We start from the raw sequence: 24,375 nt of genomic DNA, 5'->3' as shown, positions 1-24,375 counted from the left end.
GACGGGACGGCGGCGCTCCGGGGGATGGGCCGAGGCCCCCGCTCTCATGCGATCCCTTGTGGGGAACGGAGAGCAGGGGCCGCGCGCTGCTGCGGCGTCCCGGATCGGGTGCCGCAGGTGGACGTCGGTCTAAAGTCCCTCGACCTTGACGGGGAACTTCTCGATCGTCGCCACGTCCGTGTTCGGCTGGCCCGGCAGAGCCAGGGCGATCGTCTCCTTCAGCCGGTAGCGGGCGCCCTTGTCGGGGAACCCGGCGAGCTTTCCCACCAGGACGGCGGGAGTCCGGACCGACAGCGAGAGCGGTTCCTCGGTGTCGGCCGGCAGGCCGAGCACCTCCGGGTACCTGACCGTGATCTTGAGCGGCAGGTTGAGCGTGTGCTCGAAGGTCGGCGACTGGGTCCGGTGGTGCCGCAGCACCGACTGGTCGCCGTCGTCGCGCTTGCTCGGCTCGATGGCGATAGTGATGCCGCCCTGCTTGGCGGGCGAGGTCAGGAAGAACTCGCTCACCTTCGTCTGCACCGAGGTCGGGTCGCCGGTGTTCGCGCTGACCTCGAACGTGATGTTGCCCTTGAGCGGTCCCGTGTTGACCTTGTGGCCGACGAAGACCAGCTCGATGCCCTTCGAGATGAGATCCATCTCGATGGTCGCGCCGGGCGCCGGGAGCTTCGGGATCGGGCGTTCGGTCCGGCTCGCGGCGATCGCGATGCCCGCCGCGGCGATGCCTACGGCACCGGCCACCGCCGCGCCCGTCGCCACTCGGCGATTGAGCTTGGAGCGCCCGCGCGCGGACGCCTTCGACGGCGGCTTCCGCATCATCAGGGCCCGCTTGACCTGCGGTTTCTTTTTCGTGGACGTCTTCATCGGCATGTTCCTCCATTGGATTTGCCAAGCTGACGAATTGAAGCTAGTCCCAGTTGGACGCTTCGTCAGCGAATCTCGCATTCCTGCGCGCTGTCCCGAATATTCATGCGTGAAACCGGCTTGGAAAATCGGCGGACAGGTCCGTCCGGTGCGGCGACGGTCGTGTCAGGACGCCCGGGCGAGGGTGCCTGCGGCGAGGGTGGCGATGGTGGTGCGGAGGTACTCGGTGAAGTCGATGCGCATGGCCCCGATCGCGGGGTCGGCCTCGTAGGCGGCGACGACGCTAGCCGAAGGACGGGCGTGGGTGGCGACGGCCCCGGTGACCAGGATGATGTGGCGGCAGAGCTGCTCGGCGGCGTCGCCGGTCTCGGGGAGGTGGCGCCGGATCAGGTCGGTCAGGACGGCGCGGTGGCGGGTGGCGGCCCGCTTGTAGCGGAGGGCGACCTCGGCGGAGACGTTGCGTTCGAGCACGGCGGCCTGGGCGCTGAGGAGGTCGCACAGGATCCGCTCGTCCGTGAGCGAGGCGGCGACGGCCGCGGCGAGCTGCTCGGCGCGCTCGGCGGCGACGTCGGCCGTGACCGCCTCCTCGAGCCGGGGCGGCAGCTCGGCGAGCCAGCGCCCCTCGGCCCGGTCGAGCAGTTCGAGCAGGACGGCTTCGCGTGATTCGAAGTAGCGCAGCACGTTCGACTTGGCGAGGCCGACGCGGCGGGCCAGTTCGTTGAGGGACAGCTCGGCGACCGGCATCGCCTCGAGCATGCCGGCGGCGGTCTCCAGGATGGCCTCGCGGCGGTGCTCCCGCTGTTCGGCCGAGCGTGCGCGCTGGAATGTCGTCATGGACACAGCTTACAGACTTCCGGTCTCTTGATAACAGACCGAAGGTGCGTTAGATTCGAGAGACAACGGACCGACGGTCTGTAAAACGTCCGACTTCTAGGGCGGCGGCCGTTCGCATCACGAAACGAGGGAAACCATGTCCAAGGTCTGGTTCGTCACCGGCAGCTCCCGCGGTCTGGGCCGCGCCATCGTCACCGCGGCGCTCGACGCGGGCGACCGCGTCGCCGCCACCGCCCGCGATCCGCGACAGCTCCAGGATCTGGTCGAGCGGTACGGAAGCCGCGTCCTGCCGATCGCGCTCGACGTGGCCGACGACGCCGCCGTCCGAAGCGCCGTCAAGGCAGCGGTCGACGCGTTCGGCCGCCTGGACGTCGTGGTCAACAACGCCGGCTACGGCGACCTCGCCGCCGTCGAGGACATCGCGCTCGACGACTTCAAGGCGCAGATCGACACCAACTTCTACGGCGTGGTCCACGTGACCAAGGCCGTGCTCCCGATCCTGCGCGAGCAGGACGCGGGCCACCTCTTCCAGGTCTCCTCGATCGGCGGCCGCGTCGGCTCGGTCGGGCTGGCCGCCTACCAGAGCGCGAAGTGGGCCGTCGGCGGCTTCTCCACCGTCCTCGCCCAGGAGGTCGCCCCGCTCGGCGTCAAGGTGACCGTGCTGGAGCCGGGCGGCATGCGCACGGACTGGTCGGGCTCCTCGATGGCCATCCCGCCGATCAGCGACCCGTACCTGCCCACCGTCGGCGCCTCCGCCGAGCGCCGCCGCGCCGCCGCGGGCACCGAGCCCATCGACCCCTCCAAAGTGGCCGATGTCGTGCGGGACCTGGCCGGCCGCGACGACGCGCCGCTGCGCCTCGTCATAGGAGCCGACGCCTACGCGCTCGCGGCAGCGACGGCCGCGGCACAGGCCGAGTCCGACGAACGCTGGCGGGCCGTCTCCGAATCCGTCGACTTCTGAGACCCGGGTCCGATCGGAATACGGGCGGGTGCCGGTCCGCGCATGGGCCATGCCGGCACCCGCGAACCGCCTCTTGCGCCGCTGTTTCGTCCTAAATGGGACGGTAATCGATCCTCATTGTTATTCTTTCGTCGCTCATAGTGACAGCGCGGGGACCGGGGTGGCGACAGTGGATTCGATCGCAGGAATGCGACGCGTCGGGGTGCTCGTGGCGGTGACCGCCATCGCGGCGGTCGGGATGCTCGCCGTCCCCGCGCCCGCCCGGGCGGGCACGTTCAGCTCCGCCGTCACCGACGTCTACATCACCCCGACCCAGCACCCCGACCTGTGCGTGACGGCCAACGCCGCCGTCGGTACGGCGGCCCTGCGCCTGCGTCCTTGCGGCGAGGACGACTCGATGCAGCGGTGGACCATCACCGGCGACGACCGGATCCAGCTCCAGTCGGACACCACCCGGTGCATCGGCAACCCGGGCAACAACAGCAGCGCGAACAACCCGCTCACACTCACCACCTCCTGCGCCTCCGGCGCGACCAACGCCACCTGGCCGTACCAGCTCAAGGCGAACTCGGCCACCGGCGCCCCCGCGGGCGGCTTCATCAACACCTACGCGGGCGTCTGCATGGCCATCAAGGACGGCGCCATCACCTCCACCGCGTCGGTCGTGCGCAGCCCGTGCGCGACCACCGCCGCGTACGAGCAGTTCTCGATCGGCTCCGTGGACATGCGCGTCACGGCCGCGAACACCACCGGCAAACCCGGCGCGACCGTGCAACCGCAGTTCACCGTGTTCAACTCCGGGCCGCAGGCCGCCAGCTACAACAGCTTCGCGGTCACCGCCGACACCGGCCTCACGATCGCGAACCTGCAGCGCTACAACGCCGCCAGCACCGGCTACGCCGACTGCACTGTTGCCTCCGCCACCGCCGCGTCCTGCCCGGCCGGCGCCACCTGGACGACCGGGAGCACCGGCACCGTCCTCGTCAACACCGCGATCCCCGCCGACGCCGTCCCCGGCGCCGAGTACCAGGTCTGCGGCACGAACACCCTCGCCCCCACAAACGATGTCGTCGCGAGCAACGACACGGCCTGCTCCAAGATCACCGTCGGCTACCTCGCCTCCGACCTGGCCATGTCCAACACCGCGACCGGCGGCAGGGCCACCCGCACCACCGTCGAGCCCAGCACCGCCGTCGAGGTCCCCTTCACCCTCACCAACAACGGACCCGACACCGCCGGCGTCCCCAAAGCCGTCTTCGCCGCGCCCGACGGGTTCACCGTCACCGGCATCACCGGGCCCACGGGCTGGACCTGCGCGCTCGCCGCCAAGACCTGCACCGGGCCCACGAACACCTTCGCGAACACCGCCGCGGCCGCGTTCACCGTCACCGGCACCGTCGCCTCGGGCCTGAGCGCGGGCGGCACCATCGGTGACGTCACGGCGACCGCCTCAGTCTCCGGCAAGTCCAGGGACGCCGAATCGGGCAACAACACCGCCGCCCACACCCTGGCCGTCGACGCCGACGTCACGCTGGACGTCACCAAGACCGGCGGCGACACCGCCCTCCCCGGCGGCCCCATCGAGTACACCCTCACCGTCGCCAACGACGGCGCCACCGGACTGGTCGGCGCCACCGTCACCGACACCGTCCCCGCCGACATCGACGTCGACTCGTGGACCTGCACCGCCACCGGCTCCGGCTCGTGCGGCACCGCCTCGGGCACCGGCAACGACATCGCCACCACCGTCGACGTCCCCGCCGGCGGGCAGGCCGTCATCACCGTCACCGGCACCGTCGCGACCGCCGCCGCCGGGACCACCGTCACCAACACCGCCCGCATCACCATGCCCTCCGGCATCGGCAACAACGGCGCCGCCGGCGCCTCGACCCACACCACCGTCAGCAACTACACCGACCTCGAAGTCACCTCCGAGCCCGTCACGCTCGCGCCCGGCACCTCCGGGACCGTCACCGCCACCATCCGCAACAACGGCCCGGCCGACGCCGCCGAGGGCGCCGTCGTCACCCTCACCTTCCCCGACGGCGCCGCCGTCTCCGATCTGGACTCCCGCTGCGCCGACAACGGGGACGGCACCGCCACGTGCACCATCCCCGCCGCGACCCTGACCGTCGGCGCCTCGACCGGCCTCGCCTTCACCGCCGCCGTGCCCGCCGACACCGCCGCCGGCACCGTCTTCACCGGCGCCGCCGCCGTCGACTACGTGCTCGACCCCAACGCGGGCAACAACACCGCGGACCTGACCGTCACCGCCGGAGACGCCGCCGCCGACTTCGGCCTCACCGCCACCGACCCCGCCACCGTCGTCCCCGGTCAAGGCGGCGAAGTCACCTTCACCCTCCGCAACCAGGGTCCCTCCACCTCGGTCACCGACGCGACCGTGACCCTCCAGGCCCCTCCCGCCGCCACCTGGGACACCGGCAGCCAACCCACCGGATGCACCGGCACGGAACGGGAGCTCACCTGCACCGTCCCCGCCGGAGTCGCACCCGGCGCCGAGACCGACCTGACCCTCGCCTACACCGTCGACCCCGCCGCGGCCGAAGGCACCGCCACCGGCACCGCGCTGGTCGCCGGCGGCGAGGACGCCAACGCGGGCAACGACACCGCCGAATGGGCGATCGACGTCGCCGCCGCCTCCGCCGACCTCCACATCGACAAGACCGCCGCCGCAGGCACCGTCACGCCCGGCGACCAGTTCGAGTACACGCTCACCGTCCACAACGACGGCCCCTCCACCGCCGTCGACGCCGCCGTCACCGACACGCTCCCCGCCCAGCTCGCCTACGTGTCCGCCACCGGCACCGGAGCGACCTGCGAAGCCGCGGGCCCCACGGTCACCTGCGACTACGCCGCGCTCGCGCCCGGCACCCAGACCATCACGCTCACCGCGCAGGTCGACCCCGCCTACACCGGCACCGGCACCGACCTGCCCAACAGCGCTGCCGTCACCGCCGCCACCGCCGACCCCGACACCGCGAACAACACCTCGGGCACCGCCGTCCCGGCCGTCGGCGACGCGAGCGCCGACCTAGCCCTGACGAACCAGACCACGACCGACACGCCCATCGCGCCCGGCGAGACCTTCACGTACCTCGTCGACGTCGTCGACCAGGGGCCCTCGGCCGCCCCCGGCACCGTCGTCACCGTCGACCTGCCGTCGGCGCTGGCGTTCGTCGCCTCCGAGTCCGGATGCACCGGCGCCGCAGGCGAATACGGCGGCACCGTCACCTGCGAACCGGGCGCGCTCGGACGCGGCGATGAGGCCGCCCTGCTGATCACGGTCAGGCTCGACCCGGCGTACACCGGCACCGGTTCGGACGCCGCCGTCACCAGCTCGGCCGCGGCCGTCTCGGACGTCGCCGACCCGGACGGCGGGAACAGCACCGCCGCTGCCGGCCTGCCCGGCGGCACCGTCGCCGCCGCGCGCGCCGACGTCTCGATGTCCAAGGCCCAGATCACGCCCGGCCCGGTCGCCCCCGGCGAGACCATCACCTACACCCTCAACACCCTCAACGACGGCCCGTCGACGGCGGTCGACGTGGACATCACGGACACGCTCCCGAACGGGATGACCTTCGCATCCTCACTGGAGGGATGCACCGCCTCCGGTCAGGACGTGACCTGCCCGCGGATCGCCTCGCTCGCGCCCGGCGCGGCCGTCGCCTACCACCTGGCGGCGACCGTCGACGCCGACTACACCGGCGACGGCGGCGACCTCGCCAACGCCGCCACCGCGACCTCGGCCGCCACCGCCGACCCCGATACCGCGAACAACTCCGACTCCGAGCAGCTCTCCGCGGGCGGCGTGTCCGCCCCGTCCGCCGACCTCGCGATCGCCAAGTCCAGTGCGGCCGACGCCGGACACGTCGCTCCCGGCGAGCAGTTCACCTACACCCTCACCGTCGAGAACCTCGGCCCGAGCGATGCGGCGGACGTCGCCGTGACCGACACGCTGCCCGCCTCGGTCTCCTTCGTGTCCGCCGCCGACTGCACCGGCACCGTGGGCGAACTCGGCGGCACTGTCACCTGTGGACCGCTCGGGTCGCTGCCCGCGGCGGCTGGCAGCAACACGGTCGCGTACCCCGTCACCGTGGAACTCGACCCCGCGTACACAGGGTCGGGCACGGACGTGGTGAACGCCGCCGCGGTCGCCTCGGGCACCGCGGACCCGAACAGCGCCAACGACAGCACCGATCTGACCGGCGTCCCGGCCCTCGCCGCCGGGGAGGCCGACCTGTCGATGGACGCGGCCGTGGTCGGCTCGCCGTCGATCGCCCCCGGCGCGACCTTCACCTACCGGGCCAGCGTCCACAACAACGGCCCGTCCACCGCCGTCAACCCCGCCGTCACGGCCACGCTCGGGGCCGGCATGAGCTGGGACGCCTACCCGAGCGGCTGCACCCTCGCCGGGCAGACGCTGACCTGCCCGCCCGAAGCGCTCGGCGCGCTCCAGCTCGCCAGGCTCGCCACCGCGAGCTTCGACGCCACGGCCAAAGTGGACGCCGACTACACCGGCGACGGCAGCGACCTCACCGACACCGCGACCGTCGCCTCCGACACCGACGACCCGGTGGCCGCCAACGACACCGCGACCGCCACGGGCGGCGTCACCGTGACCGACCCGTCCGCGGACCTCCAGACCGCCAAGGAGATCACCACATCCGGCGAGGTCATCCCCGGCGGCGTCATCGACTTCCGCGTCTCGGTCGCGAACGCCGGGCCCTCGGACGCCGCGGACGTCACCGTCACCGACACGCTGCCGGACGGCCTCACCTTCGCCGGCGCCGCGAACGACGCCTGCACCGCCGACGGCCAGACCGTGACCTGCGGCCCGACCGCCGCGATCGCGGCGGGCGACACCCGCACCCACCTCTACCGGGCGACCGTCGACCCCGCCTACACGGGCACCGGCGCCGACCTCGGCAGCACCGCGACCGCGACCGCCGCCACCGCCGACCCGGACACCGCGAACAACACCGCGCCCGAGGTCGTCCCGAGCATCGGCGCGCCCGGGGCGGACCTCCGGCTGACCAAGCGGCTCGACTCCACCGCCGAGGTGCGGCCCGGCGAGACCTTCCGGTACGCGCTCACCGTGGACAATCTCGGCCCGTCCATCGCCCAGAGCGCGACCCTGACGGACACGCTCGACGACGACCTCGCCTTCATCTCCTCCACACTGGACGAATGCACGGTCTCGGGTCAGACGGTCACCTGCTCGCATGACGACGCGCTGCCGGTCGGATCGCACACTTGGGTGCTCACCGTGCGGCTCTCCGCCGACTACACCGGGGACGGCTCGGACATCGCCAACTCGGCCGCCGTCACCGCGGACACCGCCGATCCGGACAGCGGCAACAACACCGGCACCGCCGAGGCCTCACCCACGGTCGCCGCCCCGAGCGCGGACGTCGCGATCACCAACGCCGCCAGTGCGAACCAGGCGGCCCCCGGTGAGTCTTTCGACTACACGCTCACCGTCGCCAACGCCGGTCCCTCGACCGCCACGGGCATCGCCGTCACGGACGCGCTCCCGACCGGGCTCGCCTTCGTCGCGTCCGACGACTGCACCGCCACCGGCCAGGACCTCACTTGCGCCACAGTGGACTCACTCGCGGTCGGCGCGCAGCGGGCCTTCACGGTCACGGTCCGCATCGACCCCGCCTACACCGGCACCGGGGACGACCTGGTCAGCACCGCGACCGCGACGCCGACCACCGCCGATCCCGACACCGCGAACAACACCGCCGCCGCCGGCGTCCCCGGCGGATCGGTCGCGGCCGCGCGCGCCGACGTCAGCCTGACCGCCGCCGTGATCGGCAGCGACCCTGTCCTGCCCGGACAGACCTTCGGCTACTCGCTCACCGTGGCCAACGCCGGGCCCTCGACCGCCACGGGCATCGCCGTCACCGACGCGCTTCCCGCCGCGCTCGCCTTCGTCGAGAGCGACGACTGCACCGCGGACGCCGACTTCGGCGCCACCGTCATCTGCGCCACTGTGGACGAACTCGCGGTCGGTGACCAGACCACCTTCACCGTCACCGTCCGGCTCGATCCCGCCTACAACGGCACCGGAGACGACATCGCCGCCACCGCCGTCGCCACACCGGCCAGCGCCGACCCCGACACGGCGAACAACACCGCCGCCGCCGCCGGCGTCCCCGGCGGCACTGTCGCGGCCGCTGAAGCCGCCGTGTCGATCACGCAGACCGCGCCCGCTTCGGCGGTCGCGGGCAGCACTGCCGCATTCACACTCACCGTCACCAACACCGGGCCTTCGACCGCCCAAGACGTGACGGTCACCGACACGCTGCCCGCCGGTCTGGCCTTCGCCTCGGCCACGGGTGCGGACTGCACCGCCGACGGCGCCGTCGTCACCTGCGCCCTCGGCGCGATGAGCCCCGGCGCCGCAGTCGCCCTCACGCTCACCGCCGACGTGGACGAGGCCGCCGCCGCCGGGGAGGTGCTGACCAACACGGCCGAGGTCACCACGGCCACCGCCAACACCGCGGACGACACCACGACGAGCGCCGACTTCACGGCCATCGCCGAAGCGGCCGTGTCCCTCGCGCAGACGCCGCCCGGATCGATGACCGCCGGAGCTGAAGCGCAGTACACCTTCACCGTCCAGAACCAAGGGCCGTCCGACGCCACCGGCGTCGTGATCACCGACCAGCTCGACCCGCGGCTGACCTTCGCGTCCGCCACCGGCGCGACCTGCACGGCCGACGGCTCGAACCTGCTCACCTGCGAGATCGGGACCGTCGCGGACGGAGTGCCGGCCTCGGTCGCGGTGACCGTCCGGCTCGCCGCCGACACGCCGGCGGGCACGCGGATCGACAACACCGCCGAGCTGGCGACCGCCACCGCCAACACGTCGCCGGACACGACGGCGACGGCGACCGGCCCCGAGGTCGGCGTGAGCGCCGACCTCTCGGTGGCCATGGCCCCCTTGGGGACCGAGGCAGTCGCGCCTGGCCAGTCCTTCGACTACCAGGTGACTGTGGCGAACGAGGGCCCGTCGGACGCCGCCGCCCCGGTCGTCACCGTCGAGCTGCCGATCCTGCTGGGCTTCGTCGCCTCCCCGAGCGGGTGCACCGGTACCGCCGGGACCTTCGGCAGGGCCGTGACCTGCGCGGCCGGTGCGCCACTGGCCAACGGCGACGAGCTGACCTTCACCCTCACCGTCAAACTCCACCCGCGGTTCACCGGAAGCGGCGAGCGGTACCGCGCCAGGGCAACGGTCGACGGCGAGACGCCCGACCCGGTGAGCGACAACGACACCGCGAGGGCCGGCCTGCCCACGGGCGCCGCCGCGGCCCCGATCGCCGACCTGTCGGTCGTCAAGACCCTCACGTCGTCCGACCCGGTCACGCCCGGCGACACCTTCACGTACGAGCTGACCCTCACCAACGCCGGGCCCTCGGTCGCCGCGGGCCTGGCCTTCACCGACACGCTGCCCGCTCCGCTCCACTGGGTCCAGTCGGTTCCGCCCGCCGCCGCCTGCCGGCGTGACGGCAACACGGTCGCATGCGCCACCGACAGGGAGATCCCGGTCGGGGCCACTCGGACCTTCACCGTGACCGTCGAGCTCGACGCCTCGTACACCGGTGACGGCTCCGACCTGGTCAGCAGCGGGGTCGTCTCGTCCGCCACCGCGGACCCGGTGCCCGGCAACAACAGTGCGGCCGCCGCCGCGGTCGCGGTGAACGGCCCCAGCGGCGACCTCATGCTCACGCAGGGCTTCGCGGCCTTCCCGGGGAGCCCGATCGCGCCCGGCCAGACCACGAACAACCTGCTGAGCCTCAACAACTACGGGATCTCGACGGCGACGGACGTGGTCGTCACCCACCAGCTCCCGCCCGAGCTCGCGTTCGTGTCCTCGATCGACGGGTGCACCGGCGAGGTCGGGGTCTACGGCGGGACCATCACCTGCCCGACGATCGACCGGCTCGAGCCGAACGAGTCGGTGTTCTTCATCGTCACCGTCAGGCTCAAGCCGGACTACGTCGGCGACGGCTCGGACATCAGCAGCCATGCCGGCGTCGACTCCTCGAACGACGACCCGGCCCTGCCGAACAACGACGCGCCCGCGACGATGGACGGCGGCGTGAGCGACGCCGTCTCGGACCTGTCGATCACCAAGACCGCGCCGGACACGATGATCGCCGGTCGGGAGGCGGTGTGGACGATCGACGCCGCCAACGCCGGCCCGTCCACGGCCACGGGCGTCACGGTCACCGATGAGCTCGACCCGGGCACGACGTTCGTGTCCGCGTCCCCGGACGTCTGCTCCGCCTCCGGGCAGCAGGTCTCCTGCGCCCTCGACGATCTCGATCCCGGTGACGACGCCACGATCGAGCTCACGGTCCTGGTCGACGAGGCGGTCGACAGCGGTACGACCATCGAGAACACCGCAATGGTCGTTGCCGACACCGATCCGGAGGGCGACAGCGCGACCGCCGTCGGCCCGCCGGTGCGGGTCGTCACCGATCTCGCCGTCGCCAAGGAGTTCGACCCCGACACGGCCGGGCCGGTCACCCCGGGCACCGATTTCGGCTACCTGGTCACCGTCACCAACCTCGGCGGATCCGAGACGGCCGATAACGTGACCGTCACCGACACGCTGCCCGACGAACTCGCGTTCGTCGCGGCCGCGGACGCCGACACCGGCGAGCCGATCGCCTGCAGCACTGCGGGACAGGCCGTCTCGTGCGCCCTCACGGACAACCTGGAACCGGGCGCTTCGGCGACCGCCGCGATGACCGTGCGACTCGACCCGTCCTACCGGGGCGACGGCCAGGACATCACCAACACCGTCGCCGTGGCCTCGGACGCGGTCGATCCCGACGCCGGCAACGACACCGCCTCCCAGACCGGAGTGCCCGGCGGCGTGGGCGATCCCGTCTACGACCGGAGGATCAGCGTGAACGAAGGCTCCGCGACCGCACCAGGGGACACGACCACAGTGGAGTTCACCGTCGAGTCGAGCGGACCCTCGACCCTCGACGGCCCGGTCACAGTGGCGATCGGGATGCCCGAGCACGTCGCGGTGGCCGGTCACCTGCCGAACGGGTGCACGGCTGACGGCGACACCGTGGTCTGCGCCTTCGACACCGACCTGGCTCCGCAGGCCGAGGCCGCGACGACGGGCCTGCCCGAGGCGGCACGGCCGACCGAGTCGCTGGCGATCGCCGAGGCCGCTCCGGCCACGAGCTGGACCGCCTCGATCACCGTGGGCGTCGACGAGGACGCCCCCGAATCGGCCTACCTGGACGGCGGGACCGCGGCGCTGAACCTCGACCCGAACGACCCGGACGGCAGCTCGGACACGGCGACCTGGGGCGTCCGGACATCGAATGCGGACGACGCGGACGCCGGTGACCCCGGCGATTCCGACTCCGGCGATGCCGACTCCGACGGCGCGGACGGCCTGGCGCGGACCGGCGGCGACTCGCTCGCCCTCGTCCTCACCGGCCTCGGTGCGATCCTGGCGGGTCTGGTCATCGCGACGGCTGCGACGCGTCCGCGGGCCCGGCGACGGTAGGTCCTGCGGAGGTTTCGGTCGTGTCGCGCCGCTCCGCGCGCCCGCGTGGGCTACAACAGGCACGGGAACGGTACTCGGAGGGCGAGGAGAAGGCCATGCTGCACTGGATTCGGACGGCTGCGGGCGCGACGGGAGTCGCGGCGGCCCTCCTGGGCGGCGCGGCCCCGGCGCAGGCGGCCGACGAGGGTCCGATCGCCATCACCGTCGTCCGCGACGGCGACCCGGGCGCGCCGGTCCGCGAAGGCGACTCGGTCGCCTACGCGATCAGTGTGGAGAACACCGGGGATGAGTCCTACGTGGACCTTCGGGTCGCGCACCTGCTGCCCGCCGGTTTCACACTGCGCGACGCCGACCCGGCTCCCGACAGCGCGGGCGGTCGGCCCGGCTGGACCGTCTCGCTCGACCCGGGGGAGCGCATCGACATCGCCGAGAGCGTCGTCGCGGGCACTGGCGACCAGATCGAGCAGGGGCAGCTCGTCGTCGTCGAGCAGCCGGACCAGCCGACCGAGACGGGCACCGGCACGGCGTTCACGACTACCGTCTGCGTGTCCGCCGCCGACCACGGCACGGTCCTCGGCTGCGCCAGCGACCAAGCGGCACTGCTCGACCCGGAGCCCGAGGCCAGCGTCTGGTGGTGGTGGGCGGCGGCCGTGGCCGCGGCGGCCGTCGCCGCCGGTGCCTTCCTGCTCGGCCGCAGGATCCGCAAGGCCCGCAAGCACGCCTGATGCGGCACGAGTGCGGGCCCGGTCGGAACGACCGGGCCCGCATCCTCACCTAAGCTGATGAACAGCGTCCGGTTGGGACTGCCCGCCGGGTCGATGACCACATTGGCCGTCGAGTTCCCGATCAACGCGGACGCCACGGTCGCCGGGCTCGCTGTCGGGTTGGCCGACAGATAGATCGCGGCCGCCCCGGCGACGTGCGGCACCGCGATCGAGGTGCCGGACAGCCGCGTGGTGACGTTGAACAGGTAGTCCGACCGGACGTTCACGCCGGGCGCGAACATGTCGACGCAGGTGCCCCAGTTCGAGAACGAGACGCGCGTGTCGGTCGAGTCGGCGGCCGCCACGGTGAGCACCCCCGGCACCCGGGCGGGGGAGTAGCCGCACGCGTCGGCGTCGAAGTTGCCCGCCGCCACCGAGTACGAGACGCCCGACGCGAGGGACGTCTCCACGGCCGCGTCGATCGCCTGGCTCGCGGTCGCCGTGAGGCTCATGGTCGCGACGGCGGGCTTGACCGCGTTCTGGGTGACCCACTCGACGCCGGCGATGACCGAGACGGAGTCGCCGGTGCCGGAGCAGTTGAACACCTGGACGGGCACCAGCCGGACCTGCTTCGCGATGCCGTAGAGCGTGCCGCCGAGCGTCCCGGCGATGTGGGTGCCATGCCCGTGGCAGTCGCGGGAGTTGCCGTCCGGGACGATCGCGCTGTAGCCGGGATCGAGCCGGCCCGCGAAGTCCGGGTGATCGAGCCAGATCCCGGTGTCGATGATGTACGCGTGCACGTCCGTCCCGGCGTTCGGGTACGTGTAGGAGCCGTTGAGCGGCAGCGTGCGCTGGTCGACCCGGTCCGCGCCCCAGCCCGGCGGGTTGAGCTGCGTGGCGGCGGTCTCGACGCGGAGGTTCTGCTCCACATAGTCCACCGCCGGGTCGGCGGCGAGCCGCGCGGCGTCCGCCGCGTCCATGTGGACGGCGACGGCGTTGATCGACTCGAGCCGGGTGTCGACCCGGCCGTCGAACCGGCGCACCAGCGCGTCGGCGGCCTCGGCGGCCTCGGCGGCCTCGGTGGCCTCCTTGAAGGCCACGATGTACTCGCCTGGGATCGCGTTCGGGCTGCCGGCGTCGAGGACGTCGGCGGTGCGCGCGTGGACCGGCGAGGCGGCGAGCGCGATGCCGACCCCGGCCGCGGCCACGGCGGCGGTGAGATAACGGAACGGATTTCGGGACTTGAGGCTGCCCATGGGCATCACCCTTCTCCAGGCCTGCCGATGGTCTCGGTTCCAGAATCGCCGAGCCTCGCCAGGCGCTTCAACTCCTGGTCAAGCTACTCCGATATCCGTATGAATCTTCCACAATGGAGTGAAATCGCCTCATTCTGACACGAGTGCCCGCCGTGGAACCCGGTCGCGCCGCTAGGCCCCGTCGTCGTCGCGCTTGGCGGACCACCAATCCCGGACCAGGCAGAAGGGATGGCCGGCTGGGTCGGCGTAGACGCGCCAGCCGATCTGGTCGTCGAGGAGGGTCGCACCGTTGGCGAGGACTTCCGCCTCGGCCTCGTCGAGGTCGGGGACGGCGAAGTCCAAGTGCATCTGCTGCGGGTGCGCGGGATCGGGCCACTGGGGCGGGCGGTAGTCCTCGACCGGCTGGAAGAGGAGCGCGAACCCGGTGTCGAGATGGAGGGTCGCGCCACCGTCCGCGAGCGACCAGCGCTCGTCGGGCCGGTCGACCTCGCCGCCGAGGACGGACCGGTAGAACTCGGCCAGCGCCGGGGGATCGGCGCAGTCGAGGACGATGCATTCGAAGTGTGCCTTCATCGCCGCATCGTAGGGGGCGCGGGGATCCCGAGCATCGCGAGGAATCCGGTCAAGCTCTCCCGCAGGTAGTCCTCGATCGGGCGGTCGGGGCGGAACGCCCACCACGTCATCGCGCCCTGCCAGTGCGAGGCGAGGGCGTGCCCGAGCTGCGGCGGCGCGTCCTTTCCGAAGCACGCTGCGAGGGCGGCCACGAGCTCGCCCTCCCAGTGGGCGCCGCGTCGGCGCAGCACCGGATCGCGCAGGTCCTCGCGCAGCAGGAGCAGGCTGTCGGCGTAGTTGTCGATACTCCCGAAGCCGCCGCTCAGGCCGATGAGGAGGCCGATCGCGCCGTCGGGCGTCTTCGGCGCCGACGCCGCGAGGGCGGCGGTCTGCGTGTCGAGGTGGTCCCACGCTCGCAATAGGACTCGGAGTCGCAGTTGCTGCTTGGTGCCGAATCGCTGCACGAGCGTGGCGGGGGAGAGCCCGCAGCGCTCGGCGACCGCGGCGAAGCTGAGCTGCTCGATGCCGCGCTCATGCATGAACGCGAGGGCGGCGTCGAGCACGGACTCATCGGAGCGTGTCTTCGGTCGAGGCATGCCAGTATAGTAACCTACCGTTCGTTTATAAACGATTGGAGTCCAGCATGACGCTCGCAGGCACAGTGGCCCTCGTGGCCGGAGCCACCCGCGGCGCCGGCCGCGGCATCGCCGTCGAACTCGGCGCGGCCGGCGCCACGGTCTACGTCACCGGCCGCACCACGCGCGAACGCCAGTCCGAGTACGGCCGCCCCGAGACCATCGAGGACACCGCCGAACTCGTCACCGCCGCAGGCGGCACCGGCATCGCCGTCCCCGTCGACCACCTCGACCCCGAACAGGTCCGAGCGCTCGTCGACCGCATCAGGACCGAACAGGGACGCCTCGACGTCCTCGTCAACGACATCTGGGGCGGCGAACTGCTCGCCGAGTGGGGCAAGCCCGTCTGGGAGCACGACCTCGACGGCGGCCTCCGCCTCCTCCACCTCGCCATCGACACCCACCTCATCACCGCGCACCACGCACTGCCGCTGCTCATCGAACGCCCCGGCGGCCTCCTCGTCGAGATCACCGACGGCACCGCCGAGTACAACGCCCGCAACTACCGCCTCTCCCCCTTCTACGACCTCGCCAAAGTCGCCGTCAACCGCATGGCCTGGGCGCACGCCAAAGACCTCGCGCCCCACGGCGCGACCTCGCTGTCGCTGACGCCCGGCTGGATGCGGTCCGAGATCATGCTCGAGCAGTTCGGCGTCACCGAGGACACCTGGCGCGACGCCCTCACCCGCGAACCGCACTTCGCCATCTCCGAAACGCCCCGCTTCATCGGCCGCGCCGTCGCGGCGCTGGCCGCCGACCCCGACCGGGCCCGCTGGAACGGCGAGTCCACCTCCAGCGGCGCGCTCGCGATCGCCTACGGCTTCAACGACCTCGACGGCTCCCGCCCTGACTGCTGGCGCTACCTCGACGAGGTCCAAGGCGCCGGGAAGCCGGCCGACACCACCGGATACCGCTGACCGGAAATCGAAGGGCCGCTCCGACTCACGGAGCGCGGAGCGGCCTTCTCGTGAATCCTGTCGTGCCGGTCGCCGAACCGCCCCGTTCAGTGGACGGTGGATGCCGCCGCCGGTACCGTCACCGGCATGGACTCCCATGAGGCGCGATTCGCCGAATTTCTTGCCGCTCACCGTGGTCCGCGGCCGCTCGTGCTCCCGAACGCCTGGGACCCGGCCTCGGCCGCGGCGCTGTTCGCAGCCGGATTCGCGGCGGTCGGGACCACCAGTCTCGGCGTGGCCGCGTCGAACGGCCTGCCCGACGGCGAGGGCGCGACCCGGGACGCGACCCTCGACCTCGCCCGGCGGATGGCCGCCATGCCCGGCCTGGTCACGGTCGACATCGAGAACGGGTTCAGCGACGACCCCGAGACCGTGGCCCGGACCGCGCGCGACCTCGCCGACCTGGGCATCGTCGGCGTCAACATCGAGGACGGCCGCGCCGGCGGCACCCTGGCCGACCCCGAGGCGCAGGCCGTCGTCATCGCGGCGATCAAGGAGCGTTGCCCGCACCTGTTCGTCAACGCCCGCACCGACGCGTACTGGATCGGCCTCGACGATCCCCTGGAACGCTCGCTCGAACGGGCCGCCCGCTACACCGCCGCGGGCGCCGACGGCGTGTTCGTCCCCGGCGCGATCCCGGATGCCGACGTGCGGACCCTTGTGGAGCAGATCGACGCGCCGCTCAACCTGTTCTTCGTGCCCGGGCGGCACCGCCTGGACGACCTCGCCGCGCTCGGCGTCGCCCGCATCAGCACCGGTTCCCTCCTGTACCGCACCGCCATCGGCGCGGCGGTCGAGGCCGCCACCACGATCCGCGACGGCGGCGCCCCATCCGCCGATGTTCCGTCCTATCAAGACGTACAGGCCTGGTCGCTGCCGAGCTGACACCGTCCCGTTCAATTCGGCCGTGGGACCAGGCCGCAAGGGCGTCCGCTTGTCCTAGGACGCTCGGCGATCGAGGCGGCCGCATCGCGGTCCGTCGAGGGCGGATGAAATCAGGTCGGCGAGGAATATATATCGACATCGATACATTTGCTCTCATTGGACCGCAGGGATCGCCGGAGGACGGGGAAGGGCGCCGAACCGTTCCGGTTCGGCGCCCGCAAGCGCGAAGAGATCCGATCTATCCAGAACTCAATCCGTGAGCATCCCCGCAGATCGCCGGCGTGGACCGGGCAAAGATCTGACCTCCACAGCGGAGATTCGGTGATCACGTCTTGACGGGCGTCCGGTGGACCCGTTAGCGTGCAGAGTGACCGAGTTATCGATCAACTTCGATTCTTAGTCGGTTCGCCCGCAACGGGTCTCGCAGTGTTTGGAGCACGCCCATGCGATCACGGATGCCCTCCGCCGCCTTCACCGCGAGGCGCCCGTGACGGCCCTTGAACGGGACGCCGGAGTCCAAGGGCGGCTCGGCGCCTGGGTGAGCGAGCGCGTCTCCGTCGCCGTCTCCGAGTTCACCGCCGCCGCGGCCCTCGTCGTCCTGTTCGTCGCGCTCAGCCTGGCCAGCCCGAACTTCCTCACCGCGGACAACCTCTTCAACATCGGCTCGCAGACGGCGGTCATCGCGATCATCGCGGTGGCCCAGACGATGGTCATCATCACGAAGGGCATCGACCTCTCCGTCGGATCGACGGCCGCGCTCGCGGGCGTCATGGCCGCCATCGTGGTCCGCGACCTCGGGGTCTCCGTCTGGACGGCCGCGCTCGTCGCCATCGCCGTCGGCGCGGCCTGCGGCCTCGTCAACGGGCTGCTCGTGTCCGTGGTCCGGCTGCCGCCGTTCATCGCCACGCTCGGCACGATGTCGGCCGGGCGGGGCCTCGTCTTCATCGTCACCGGCGCAGTCGGCGTCTACAGCCTGCCCGAGTCGTTCCAGCTGCTCGGCAACGGCCAGATCGGCGGCGTCCCCTTCGCGATCGTCGTCACCGCGCTTGTGGCCCTCGCGGTCGGCTACCTGCTGTCGCAGTCGCGGTTCGGGCAGCACGTGTACGCCATGGGCTCCAACCTCGAAGCCGCCAGGCGAGCCGGGATCGCGGTGCGGCGCAAGCTCACCGCGGTGTACGTCCTCGCGGGCGCGCTCGTCGGCCTCGGCGGCGTGATCGCCGCGTCCCGGGTCAACTCCGGGCAGCCCAACTACGGGATCGGGCTCGAACTGGACGCCATCGCCGCCGCGGTCATCGGCGGCGCGAGCCTCTTCGGCGGTCAGGGCCGGATCGCCGGAACCCTCATCGGGGCGTTCCTCATCGCCCTGGTGCGCAACGGCTCCGTGCTCCTGGGCATCAGCATCCACTACCAGCAGGTGATCGTCGGCCTCATCATCTGGGCCGCCGTCGCCTTCGACCAGTTCCGCCGCAGGCGTCTCGAAGCCCGCGGCTGAAGCGCCCCTCGAACGGAAGGACCCCGACCCATGAGCCCACGATTTCGGAGCCGCTGGACGATCGCACTGCTCGCGGCGGCCGCGACATTCGCATTGAGCGCCTGCGTGGAAGTCCGCGACGGCGGCGGCGGTGAGGAGACCGGGCCGGTCGACGGTCCACTGGAGATCGCCGTGGCGCCCAAGGCCGTGGGCCACGAGTTCTGGAACACCGTGAAGGCCGGCGCCGAATGCGCCGCCGGACTCGCCGAGGACGTCACCGTCACTTGGGACGGCGTCGCCGCCGAGACGGACATCGAAGGCCAGGTGAACCTCATCCAGAACTTCGTCACCAGCGGGGTCGACGGGATCGTATACGCCGCCACCGACTCCGCGGCGCTCGCGCCCGCGACCCAGTCCGCCCTCGACGCGGGCGTCCCGGTCGCCATGATCGACTCCGGTACCGACCCGCAGCCCTCAGAAGTGCCGTTGTACGCCACCGACAACCGCGCCGGGGCCGTCGAGGCGGCGAACCTGCTCGCCGACGCGCTCGGGGAGGGCGACCACGAGGTCGCGCTCATCGAGTTCCAGCCCGGCTCGCAGACGAACACCGAACGCGCCGAAGGGTTCACCGAAGGCCTCGCCGCTCACGCGAACCTCGAACTGGTCGCCCAGCAGCCCAGCCACTCCGACGTGAACGAGGCGCGGCGCGTCACCGAGGACATCCTCACCGCCAACCCCGAGCTCGACGGCATCTTCGCCGCCAACGAACCGAGCGTCCTCGGCGCGATCCAGGCGATCGAGTCCGCCGGGAAGACCGGTGAGGTCACCGTCATCGGCTGGGACGCCGCACCCGACGAGGTCGCCGCGCTCGAAGCGGGCCAGATCCACGCGCTCGTCGTGCAGAACCCCTTCAACATGGGCTTCCTCGGCGTCCAGAGCATGATCGAGCACCTGCGCGAAGGCACCCCGATGGCCTCGGCCGACACCGGCGTCACCTTCGTGACCGCCGAGAACATGGCGTCCGAAGAGGTCCGCGCGGTGCTGGAACCGAGCTGCGACAACCCGCCGGTGGACCAGTGAGCGAAGCAGCAGAGCCGCCGCCGGTGCTCGAGGCGCACGGCGTCGTCAAGCGGTTCGGGCACGTCGAGGCGTTGCGCGGCGCGGACTTCACCGCCCGCAAAGGCGAGGTCACCGCGCTCATCGGCGACAACGGCGCGGGCAAGAGCACGCTCGTGAAGGTCCTCGCCGGCGCCCAGCCGCACGACGAGGGCGCGGTCCTCGTGGACGGCCGCGAGATCCGGTTCGCCAGCCCGCTCGACGCGCGGCGCGCAGGCGTCGAGACCGTCTACCAGGACCTCGCCGTCGCGGACGACCTCAGCGTGGCCGCGAACCTCTACCTCGGCCGCGAGATCCCGCTCGGCGGCCCGCTCGGGCGGCTCGGCCTGCTCGACAAGCGCGCGATGCGCCGCGGCGCGGCCGAAGCGCTCGCCGAACTCGGCGTGCGCATCCCCCGGGTCACCACGCCGATCGCGATGCTCTCGGGCGGCCAGCGCCAGTGCGTGGCCGTAGCCCGTGCCGTCATCTGGGCGTCCAATGTGGTCATCCTGGACGAGCCGACCGCGGCGCTCGGGGTGGTGCAGACCGCGCGGGTGCTGGAGGTCGTGGCGCGCGCCCGGGAGGAGGGCATGTCCGTGGTGCTGGTGAGCCACAACATGCCGCAGGTGCTGGAGATCGCCGACCGTGTGGAGGTCATGCGGTTGGGCAGGCGTACCGCCCGGTTCAAGGCGGCGGACGTCACGACCGACGATCTGGTCGCGGCGATGACGGGGGCGCTCGTGACCGAGCCGGAGGACGCGGAGCTCGGCTGACCGGTGCGGCCGGCGCGCTTCGATCGGCGCGTTGGCCTTCCGGGTCAGGCGCGTTGGAGGTTGAAGCGCTGGTTGGCGGCGCCGGTGTAGTTCCACTGGGAGATGCGGGCGCCGTCCGTCGTGGCCTGGCTCCAGACGTCCATGGCGAGGCCGCTGGCGCGGTTGACCAGGCTGACGGTGCCGCCGCCGTGGTCGGTGACCTTCCACTGCTGGGTGGTGGCGGTGGACGAGGGCTGCTGGGTGATGTCCGCGCCGGTGCCGGTCCCCGAGACCTGGAGGACGAGGCCGGAGTGGCGGGCGCGGATCCTCCAGTAGCCGCTGCCGGCGTCGACGAAGTCGAACTGCTGGTTGGCGCCGTTGTTGATCGTCCATTGGACGAGTGCGGCCCCGGCGGCGGTGGAGGCGCCGCTGATGTCGGCGGCTTTGCCGCTGTGCTGGGCGACCATGCGGTAGTTCACGCCGGGTTCGACGGGTCCGGTGCCGCCGCCGCCGGTCTCGGTGGGGCGGCGGGCGAGCGTGGTGGCCTGGTCGACGGCGGGCAGCGGTTTGAGGCGGTAGGTGTAGGTGTAGTCGCGGTTGGGGAAGAGCTTGTACTGGTCGAGTGGTTGTGCGCCCCAGCTGTTGTCGCCGCCCACGCCGGTCTGGCGGTGGTTGAGGCGCAGCACGACGTCTTGGCGCGGGGTGAGCTGGTAGTCGTGGCGGGCGCTGCCGGAGAGGTCTTCCGGGGTGTAGTGGGAGGCGTTGACCTCGAGGAGCGGTTCGGCGGCGGCGAGGAGGCCGCGTCCGCTGCCGTCGACGAGGGCGACCCAGCGGACGTCGGTCTTGTTGCCGTTCTCCTGCGGGCGGATGTAGCCGGTCCATTGTCCGGACACTGTGGAGGAGTAGAGGCCGATGTCGGTGCCGGTGTGGCGGTCCCAGTGGTTCTCTTCGGGGCCGCGGCCGTAGTAGTGCATCTGCTCGAGCGCGGCGGGCAGGTAGAGGATCGTGCCGACCTCGGGGATGTAGGGCAGGTTCGACGCGCCGGGGTGGAGCGTGTTGTCCACTTTGATCTCGCCGTTGCCGTAGACGGTGTACGTGGTGGAGTAGGTGGACTGGGTGCTCGTCGGGAGGGTGCCGCGCACGGTGATCTGCCGGGACTTGTTGGAGGGCCTGGTGACGGTGACGCCGGTGACCGTGCGGTTGCGTCCGGCGGCCCGCCAGGTGCCGTTGCGGGTCGGGTGGCCGTTGCCGCGGTCGTTGTCGGTGGGCGCCCGCCAGAAGTTGGGGACGGGCCCGGAGTTGATGAGCCGCATGCCCATCGCCTCGTAGGCGGTGATCTCGCCGGTGGTCTTGGAGACGGTGACGCTGAAGCCGTCGCCGGTGACGGTGATGCGGTCGCTCGCTTCGGTGTCGGTCAGCGCGGGCACGTCCGCGATCGGGACCGGGACGACGGGCGGGCTGTTGAAGTCGACCGCGAGCTGCTGGGCGGCGATCTCGTATCCGGCGTCGGCCCAGGCGGTCGCGGTTTTGAGCGTGAACGACAGTTCGAGGAAATACTCGGCGCCGGGCGCGGGTGAGGCGGGGCGCTGGATCGGCACGCGGATCGCCTTGTTGGTGAGCGGGGCGATGTCGAGCTGCGTCGCGGTGAGGTTGCCGCTCTGGATCACTTTGTCGTCGGCGACGAGCGCCCATTTGCCGTCGAACTCGTTGGCGTTGGTGAAGGCGTACTCGTTGGTGATGCGCACGTCCCCGGCGGGGAGGTCGGTTCCGGCGGTCGTGTTGAGCGCCTGGTAGACCCGTTTGACCTCGGCGGCCTTGCCGGAGGGTTTGCGCTCGGCGGAGACGATGCCGTTGGCGCAGAAGTTGCCGTCGTTGGGGCTGTCGCCCCAGTCGCCCCCGTAGGCGAGGTAGGTCGCGCCGCCGCCGAGGGGAACGGGCCAGCGCAGGCCCTGGTCGGTGAAGTCCCAGATGTAGCCGCCCTGCAGGACGGGGTACTGGCGGATGACGTCCCAGTACTCCTTGAAGCCGCCGTTGGAGTTGCCCATGGCGTGGGAGTACTCGACGAGGATGTAGGGCCGGGTGTCGCCGGTGTCGAGGGCGCGGTCGCGGATGCCGGCGGCGGTGTTGTACATCTGGGAGCGGATGTCGCTGACGGCGGGCCGGTTGTCGCCTTCGTACTGGACGATCCGGGTCGGGTCGGCGGCCTTGATCCAGTCGCGCATGGCGACGAAGTTGGAGCCGCCGCCCGCTTCGTTGCCGAGGGACCACATGATGACCGAGGGGTGGTTCTTGTCGCGGTGGACCATCTGGGCGGCGCGGTCGACGACGGCCGAGGTCCAGGCGGAGTTGGACGCGGGGTAGTTGTCGCGGACGCCGTGGGTCTCGAGGTTGGCCTCGTCCATGACGTACATGCCGTACTCGTCGGCGAGGTCGTACCAGTCGGGGTGGTTGGGGTAGTGGGAGGTGCGCATCGCGTTGATGTTGAGGCGCTTCATGACCGCGATGTCGCGGATCATGTCCGCGCGGGTGAGCGCGGCGGCGTGGTCGGGGTCCATCTCGTGGCGGTTGACGCCGCGCAGGGAGACGGGTCTGCCGTTGATGCGCATGAGGCCGTCGCGGATGGCGAACTCGCGGAAGCCGACGCGGGCGGAGACGGTCTGGGTGACGGCGCCGGAGGGGTCGCGCAGGCGCAGGACGGCGGTGTAGAGGTTGGGGTGCTCGGCCGACCAGAGCTTCGGGCCCTGGACGGCTCTGGTGCCCTTGCCGGTCGCGTCCTGTCCTGGTTGGACGGAGCCGATGGCGACCTGGGTCGTGAGTGGTTCGGGCCAGACGGGTTGGCCGGCGGCGTCGTAGAGCTGGGTCTCGACCGTGTAGGTCGCGGTCTGCTGGGTGCCGCGGTTGCGGACGGCGACGGCGACGGCGAGGTCGGCGTTGGTGTAGTTGTCCCGCAGCGGGGTGTCGATCTTGAAGTCGCGCAGGTGGACTGCGGGGAGCGAGTAGAGGAGGACGGGGCGGAAGATGCCGGAGAGGCGGATCATGTCCTGGTCTTCGAGCCAGTCGCCGTCGGGGAAGCGGTAGACCTCGACGGCGATCTGGTTGGCGCCGGGGCGCACGTGGTCGGTGATGTCGAATTCGGACGGTGTGTAGGAGCCTTCGCGGTAGCCGACCTTGGTGCCGTTGACCCACAGGTAGAACCCGGATTTGACGCCTTCGAAGTGGAGGTGGACGCGCCGGCCCTGCCAGGCGGCCGGCAGGTCGAAGGAGCGGCGGTACTGGCCGACGGGGTTGAACCGGGTGGGCGCGTAGGGCGGCTGGGCGTTCTCGTTCTGGCCGTTGGCGCCCCACCAGGGGTAGGTGAAGTTGAGGTAGATGGGGAAGTCGTAGCCCTCGGGCTGCCAGTTGGCGGGCACCGGCATGGTGTCCCAGCCGCTGTCGTCGAGATCGGTGCGGTAGAAGTCGAGCGCGCGGTCGGCGGGGCGGTCGGCGTGCTGGAACCGCCAGTCGCCGTTGAGGCCGAGGCGGTAGGGGGAGGCGGTGCGGTCGGCCTTGAGGGCCTGGGAGAGGTCGGCGTAGGGCATGAACGTGGCGTGGGCGGGCTCGGCGCCGACCTGGAAGATCCCGATGTTGTTGTTCCACTCGGGATAGCCGTTGGGCGGGTCGGTCCAGGCGGCCGCGCTGACCTCACCGGTGCCCGTTTCCTCTTGGGCCGCTGCGGGTTCGGCCGCGACCGGGAGGGAAGCGCTCCCAATCGCGGCGAGGCCGCTGCCGATGACGGTGCGGCGGCGCGCGCGGGCGCGCCTGCCGGGTTCGGTGGACATGTGGGACTCCTCTGCGTTGTCGGTGCG

General features: G+C 71.6%; 13 protein-coding genes. 7 read left to right on the top strand and 6 right to left on the bottom strand.

The features are described 5' to 3' along the window. Window positions 1-129 precede the first annotated feature (129 nt). Window positions 130-861 (bottom strand): hypothetical protein, encoded by a 732-nt coding sequence (locus tag O2L01_RS13265; RefSeq protein ID WP_270122421.1) that lies wholly within the window; start codon window positions 859-861, stop codon window positions 130-132. 165 nt (window positions 862-1,026) lie between these two features. After that, entirely contained in the window at window positions 1,027-1,695 is a 669-nt protein-coding gene (locus O2L01_RS13260) for a TetR/AcrR family transcriptional regulator (protein WP_270122420.1), read from the bottom strand. Between the two features lie 136 nt (window positions 1,696-1,831). On the opposite strand from O2L01_RS13260, the gene O2L01_RS13255 reads away from it, so the two are divergent. Next, a complete protein-coding gene (locus O2L01_RS13255) occupies window positions 1,832-2,656 on the top strand; it encodes an SDR family NAD(P)-dependent oxidoreductase (RefSeq protein WP_270122419.1) in 825 nt (274 codons plus the stop codon). A gap of 187 nt (window positions 2,657-2,843) precedes the next feature. Beyond that, window positions 2,844-12,224 (top strand): ricin-type beta-trefoil lectin domain protein, encoded by a 9,381-nt coding sequence (locus O2L01_RS13250; RefSeq protein ID WP_270122418.1) that lies wholly within the window; start codon window positions 2,844-2,846, stop codon window positions 12,222-12,224. 292 nt (window positions 12,225-12,516) lie between these two features. Here O2L01_RS13250 and O2L01_RS13245 read toward each other — a convergent pair whose 3' ends face one another. From O2L01_RS13245 to O2L01_RS13235, 3 genes are all read right to left on the bottom strand, one after another. Beyond that, window positions 12,517-14,184, bottom strand: a complete 1,668-nt coding sequence (locus tag O2L01_RS13245; protein WP_270122417.1) for a S8 family peptidase — start codon at window positions 14,182-14,184, stop codon at window positions 12,517-12,519. A gap of 171 nt (window positions 14,185-14,355) precedes the next feature. Further along, window positions 14,356-14,757, bottom strand: a complete 402-nt coding sequence (locus O2L01_RS13240; RefSeq protein ID WP_270122416.1) for a VOC family protein — start codon at window positions 14,755-14,757, stop codon at window positions 14,356-14,358. Beyond that, window positions 14,754-15,332 (bottom strand): TetR/AcrR family transcriptional regulator, encoded by a 579-nt coding sequence (locus tag O2L01_RS13235; RefSeq protein WP_270122415.1) that lies wholly within the window; start codon window positions 15,330-15,332, stop codon window positions 14,754-14,756. Before O2L01_RS13235 ends, O2L01_RS13240 begins: the two co-directional genes overlap by 4 nt. A gap of 47 nt (window positions 15,333-15,379) precedes the next feature. Here O2L01_RS13235 and O2L01_RS13230 point away from each other — a divergent pair, with 47 nt between their 5' ends. The 5 genes from O2L01_RS13230 to O2L01_RS13210 all read left to right on the top strand — a co-directional run bounded on the left by O2L01_RS13230 (window position 15,380) and on the right by O2L01_RS13210 (window position 20,551). After that, the gene (locus tag O2L01_RS13230) at window positions 15,380-16,288 is read left to right on the top strand and encodes an SDR family oxidoreductase (protein ID WP_270122414.1); all 909 of its coding nucleotides are present in this window, start codon (window positions 15,380-15,382) and stop codon (window positions 16,286-16,288) included. A 126-nt stretch (window positions 16,289-16,414) separates the two neighbouring features. Continuing rightward, window positions 16,415-17,212 (top strand): isocitrate lyase/PEP mutase family protein, encoded by a 798-nt coding sequence (locus tag O2L01_RS13225; RefSeq protein ID WP_270122413.1) that lies wholly within the window; start codon window positions 16,415-16,417, stop codon window positions 17,210-17,212. Between the two features lie 487 nt (window positions 17,213-17,699). Then, window positions 17,700-18,704 (top strand): ABC transporter permease, encoded by a 1,005-nt coding sequence (locus O2L01_RS13220; protein WP_270122412.1) that lies wholly within the window; start codon window positions 17,700-17,702, stop codon window positions 18,702-18,704. A 30-nt stretch (window positions 18,705-18,734) separates the two neighbouring features. Beyond that, entirely contained in the window at window positions 18,735-19,763 is a 1,029-nt protein-coding gene (locus tag O2L01_RS13215) for an ABC transporter substrate-binding protein (protein WP_270122411.1), read from the top strand. Next, window positions 19,760-20,551 (top strand): ATP-binding cassette domain-containing protein, encoded by a 792-nt coding sequence (locus O2L01_RS13210; protein WP_270122410.1) that lies wholly within the window; start codon window positions 19,760-19,762, stop codon window positions 20,549-20,551. Before O2L01_RS13215 ends, O2L01_RS13210 begins: the two co-directional genes overlap by 4 nt. A gap of 44 nt (window positions 20,552-20,595) precedes the next feature. On the opposite strand, the gene lacZ is transcribed toward O2L01_RS13210, so the two are convergent. Then, window positions 20,596-24,348, bottom strand: a complete 3,753-nt coding sequence (lacZ, locus tag O2L01_RS13205) for a beta-galactosidase, LacZ type (RefSeq protein ID WP_270122409.1) — start codon at window positions 24,346-24,348, stop codon at window positions 20,596-20,598. Between the last annotated feature and the right edge of the window lie 27 nt (window positions 24,349-24,375).

The organism is Glycomyces lechevalierae (genome assembly GCF_027622945.1).
Taxonomy (GTDB): Bacteria; Actinomycetota; Actinomycetes; order Mycobacteriales; family Micromonosporaceae; genus Glycomyces; species Glycomyces rutgersensis.
This window is presented reverse-complemented; position numbering and strand designations above follow the sequence as displayed.

Bases quoted from the DNA above. Each gene is read 5' to 3' on its own strand.
- O2L01_RS13265 (WP_270122421.1), bottom strand. From the start codon at position 861: ATGAAGACGTCCACGAAAAAGAAACCGCAGGTCAAGCGGGCCCTGATG.
- O2L01_RS13260 (WP_270122420.1), bottom strand. From the start codon at position 1,695: ATGACGACATTCCAGCGCGCACGCTCGGCCGAACAGCGGGAGCACCGC.
- O2L01_RS13255 (WP_270122419.1), top strand. From the start codon at position 1,832: ATGTCCAAGGTCTGGTTCGTCACCGGCAGCTCCCGCGGTCTGGGCCGC.
- O2L01_RS13250 (WP_270122418.1), top strand. From the start codon at position 2,844: ATGCGACGCGTCGGGGTGCTCGTGGCGGTGACCGCCATCGCGGCGGTC.
- O2L01_RS13245 (WP_270122417.1), bottom strand. From the start codon at position 14,184: ATGGGCAGCCTCAAGTCCCGAAATCCGTTCCGTTATCTCACCGCCGCC.
- O2L01_RS13240 (WP_270122416.1), bottom strand. From the start codon at position 14,757: ATGAAGGCACACTTCGAATGCATCGTCCTCGACTGCGCCGATCCCCCG.
- O2L01_RS13235 (WP_270122415.1), bottom strand. From the start codon at position 15,332: ATGCCTCGACCGAAGACACGCTCCGATGAGTCCGTGCTCGACGCCGCC.
- O2L01_RS13230 (WP_270122414.1), top strand. From the start codon at position 15,380: ATGACGCTCGCAGGCACAGTGGCCCTCGTGGCCGGAGCCACCCGCGGC.
- O2L01_RS13225 (WP_270122413.1), top strand. From the start codon at position 16,415: ATGGACTCCCATGAGGCGCGATTCGCCGAATTTCTTGCCGCTCACCGT.
- O2L01_RS13215 (WP_270122411.1), top strand. From the start codon at position 18,735: ATGAGCCCACGATTTCGGAGCCGCTGGACGATCGCACTGCTCGCGGCG.
- lacZ (WP_270122409.1), bottom strand. From the start codon at position 24,348: ATGTCCACCGAACCCGGCAGGCGCGCCCGCGCGCGCCGCCGCACCGTC.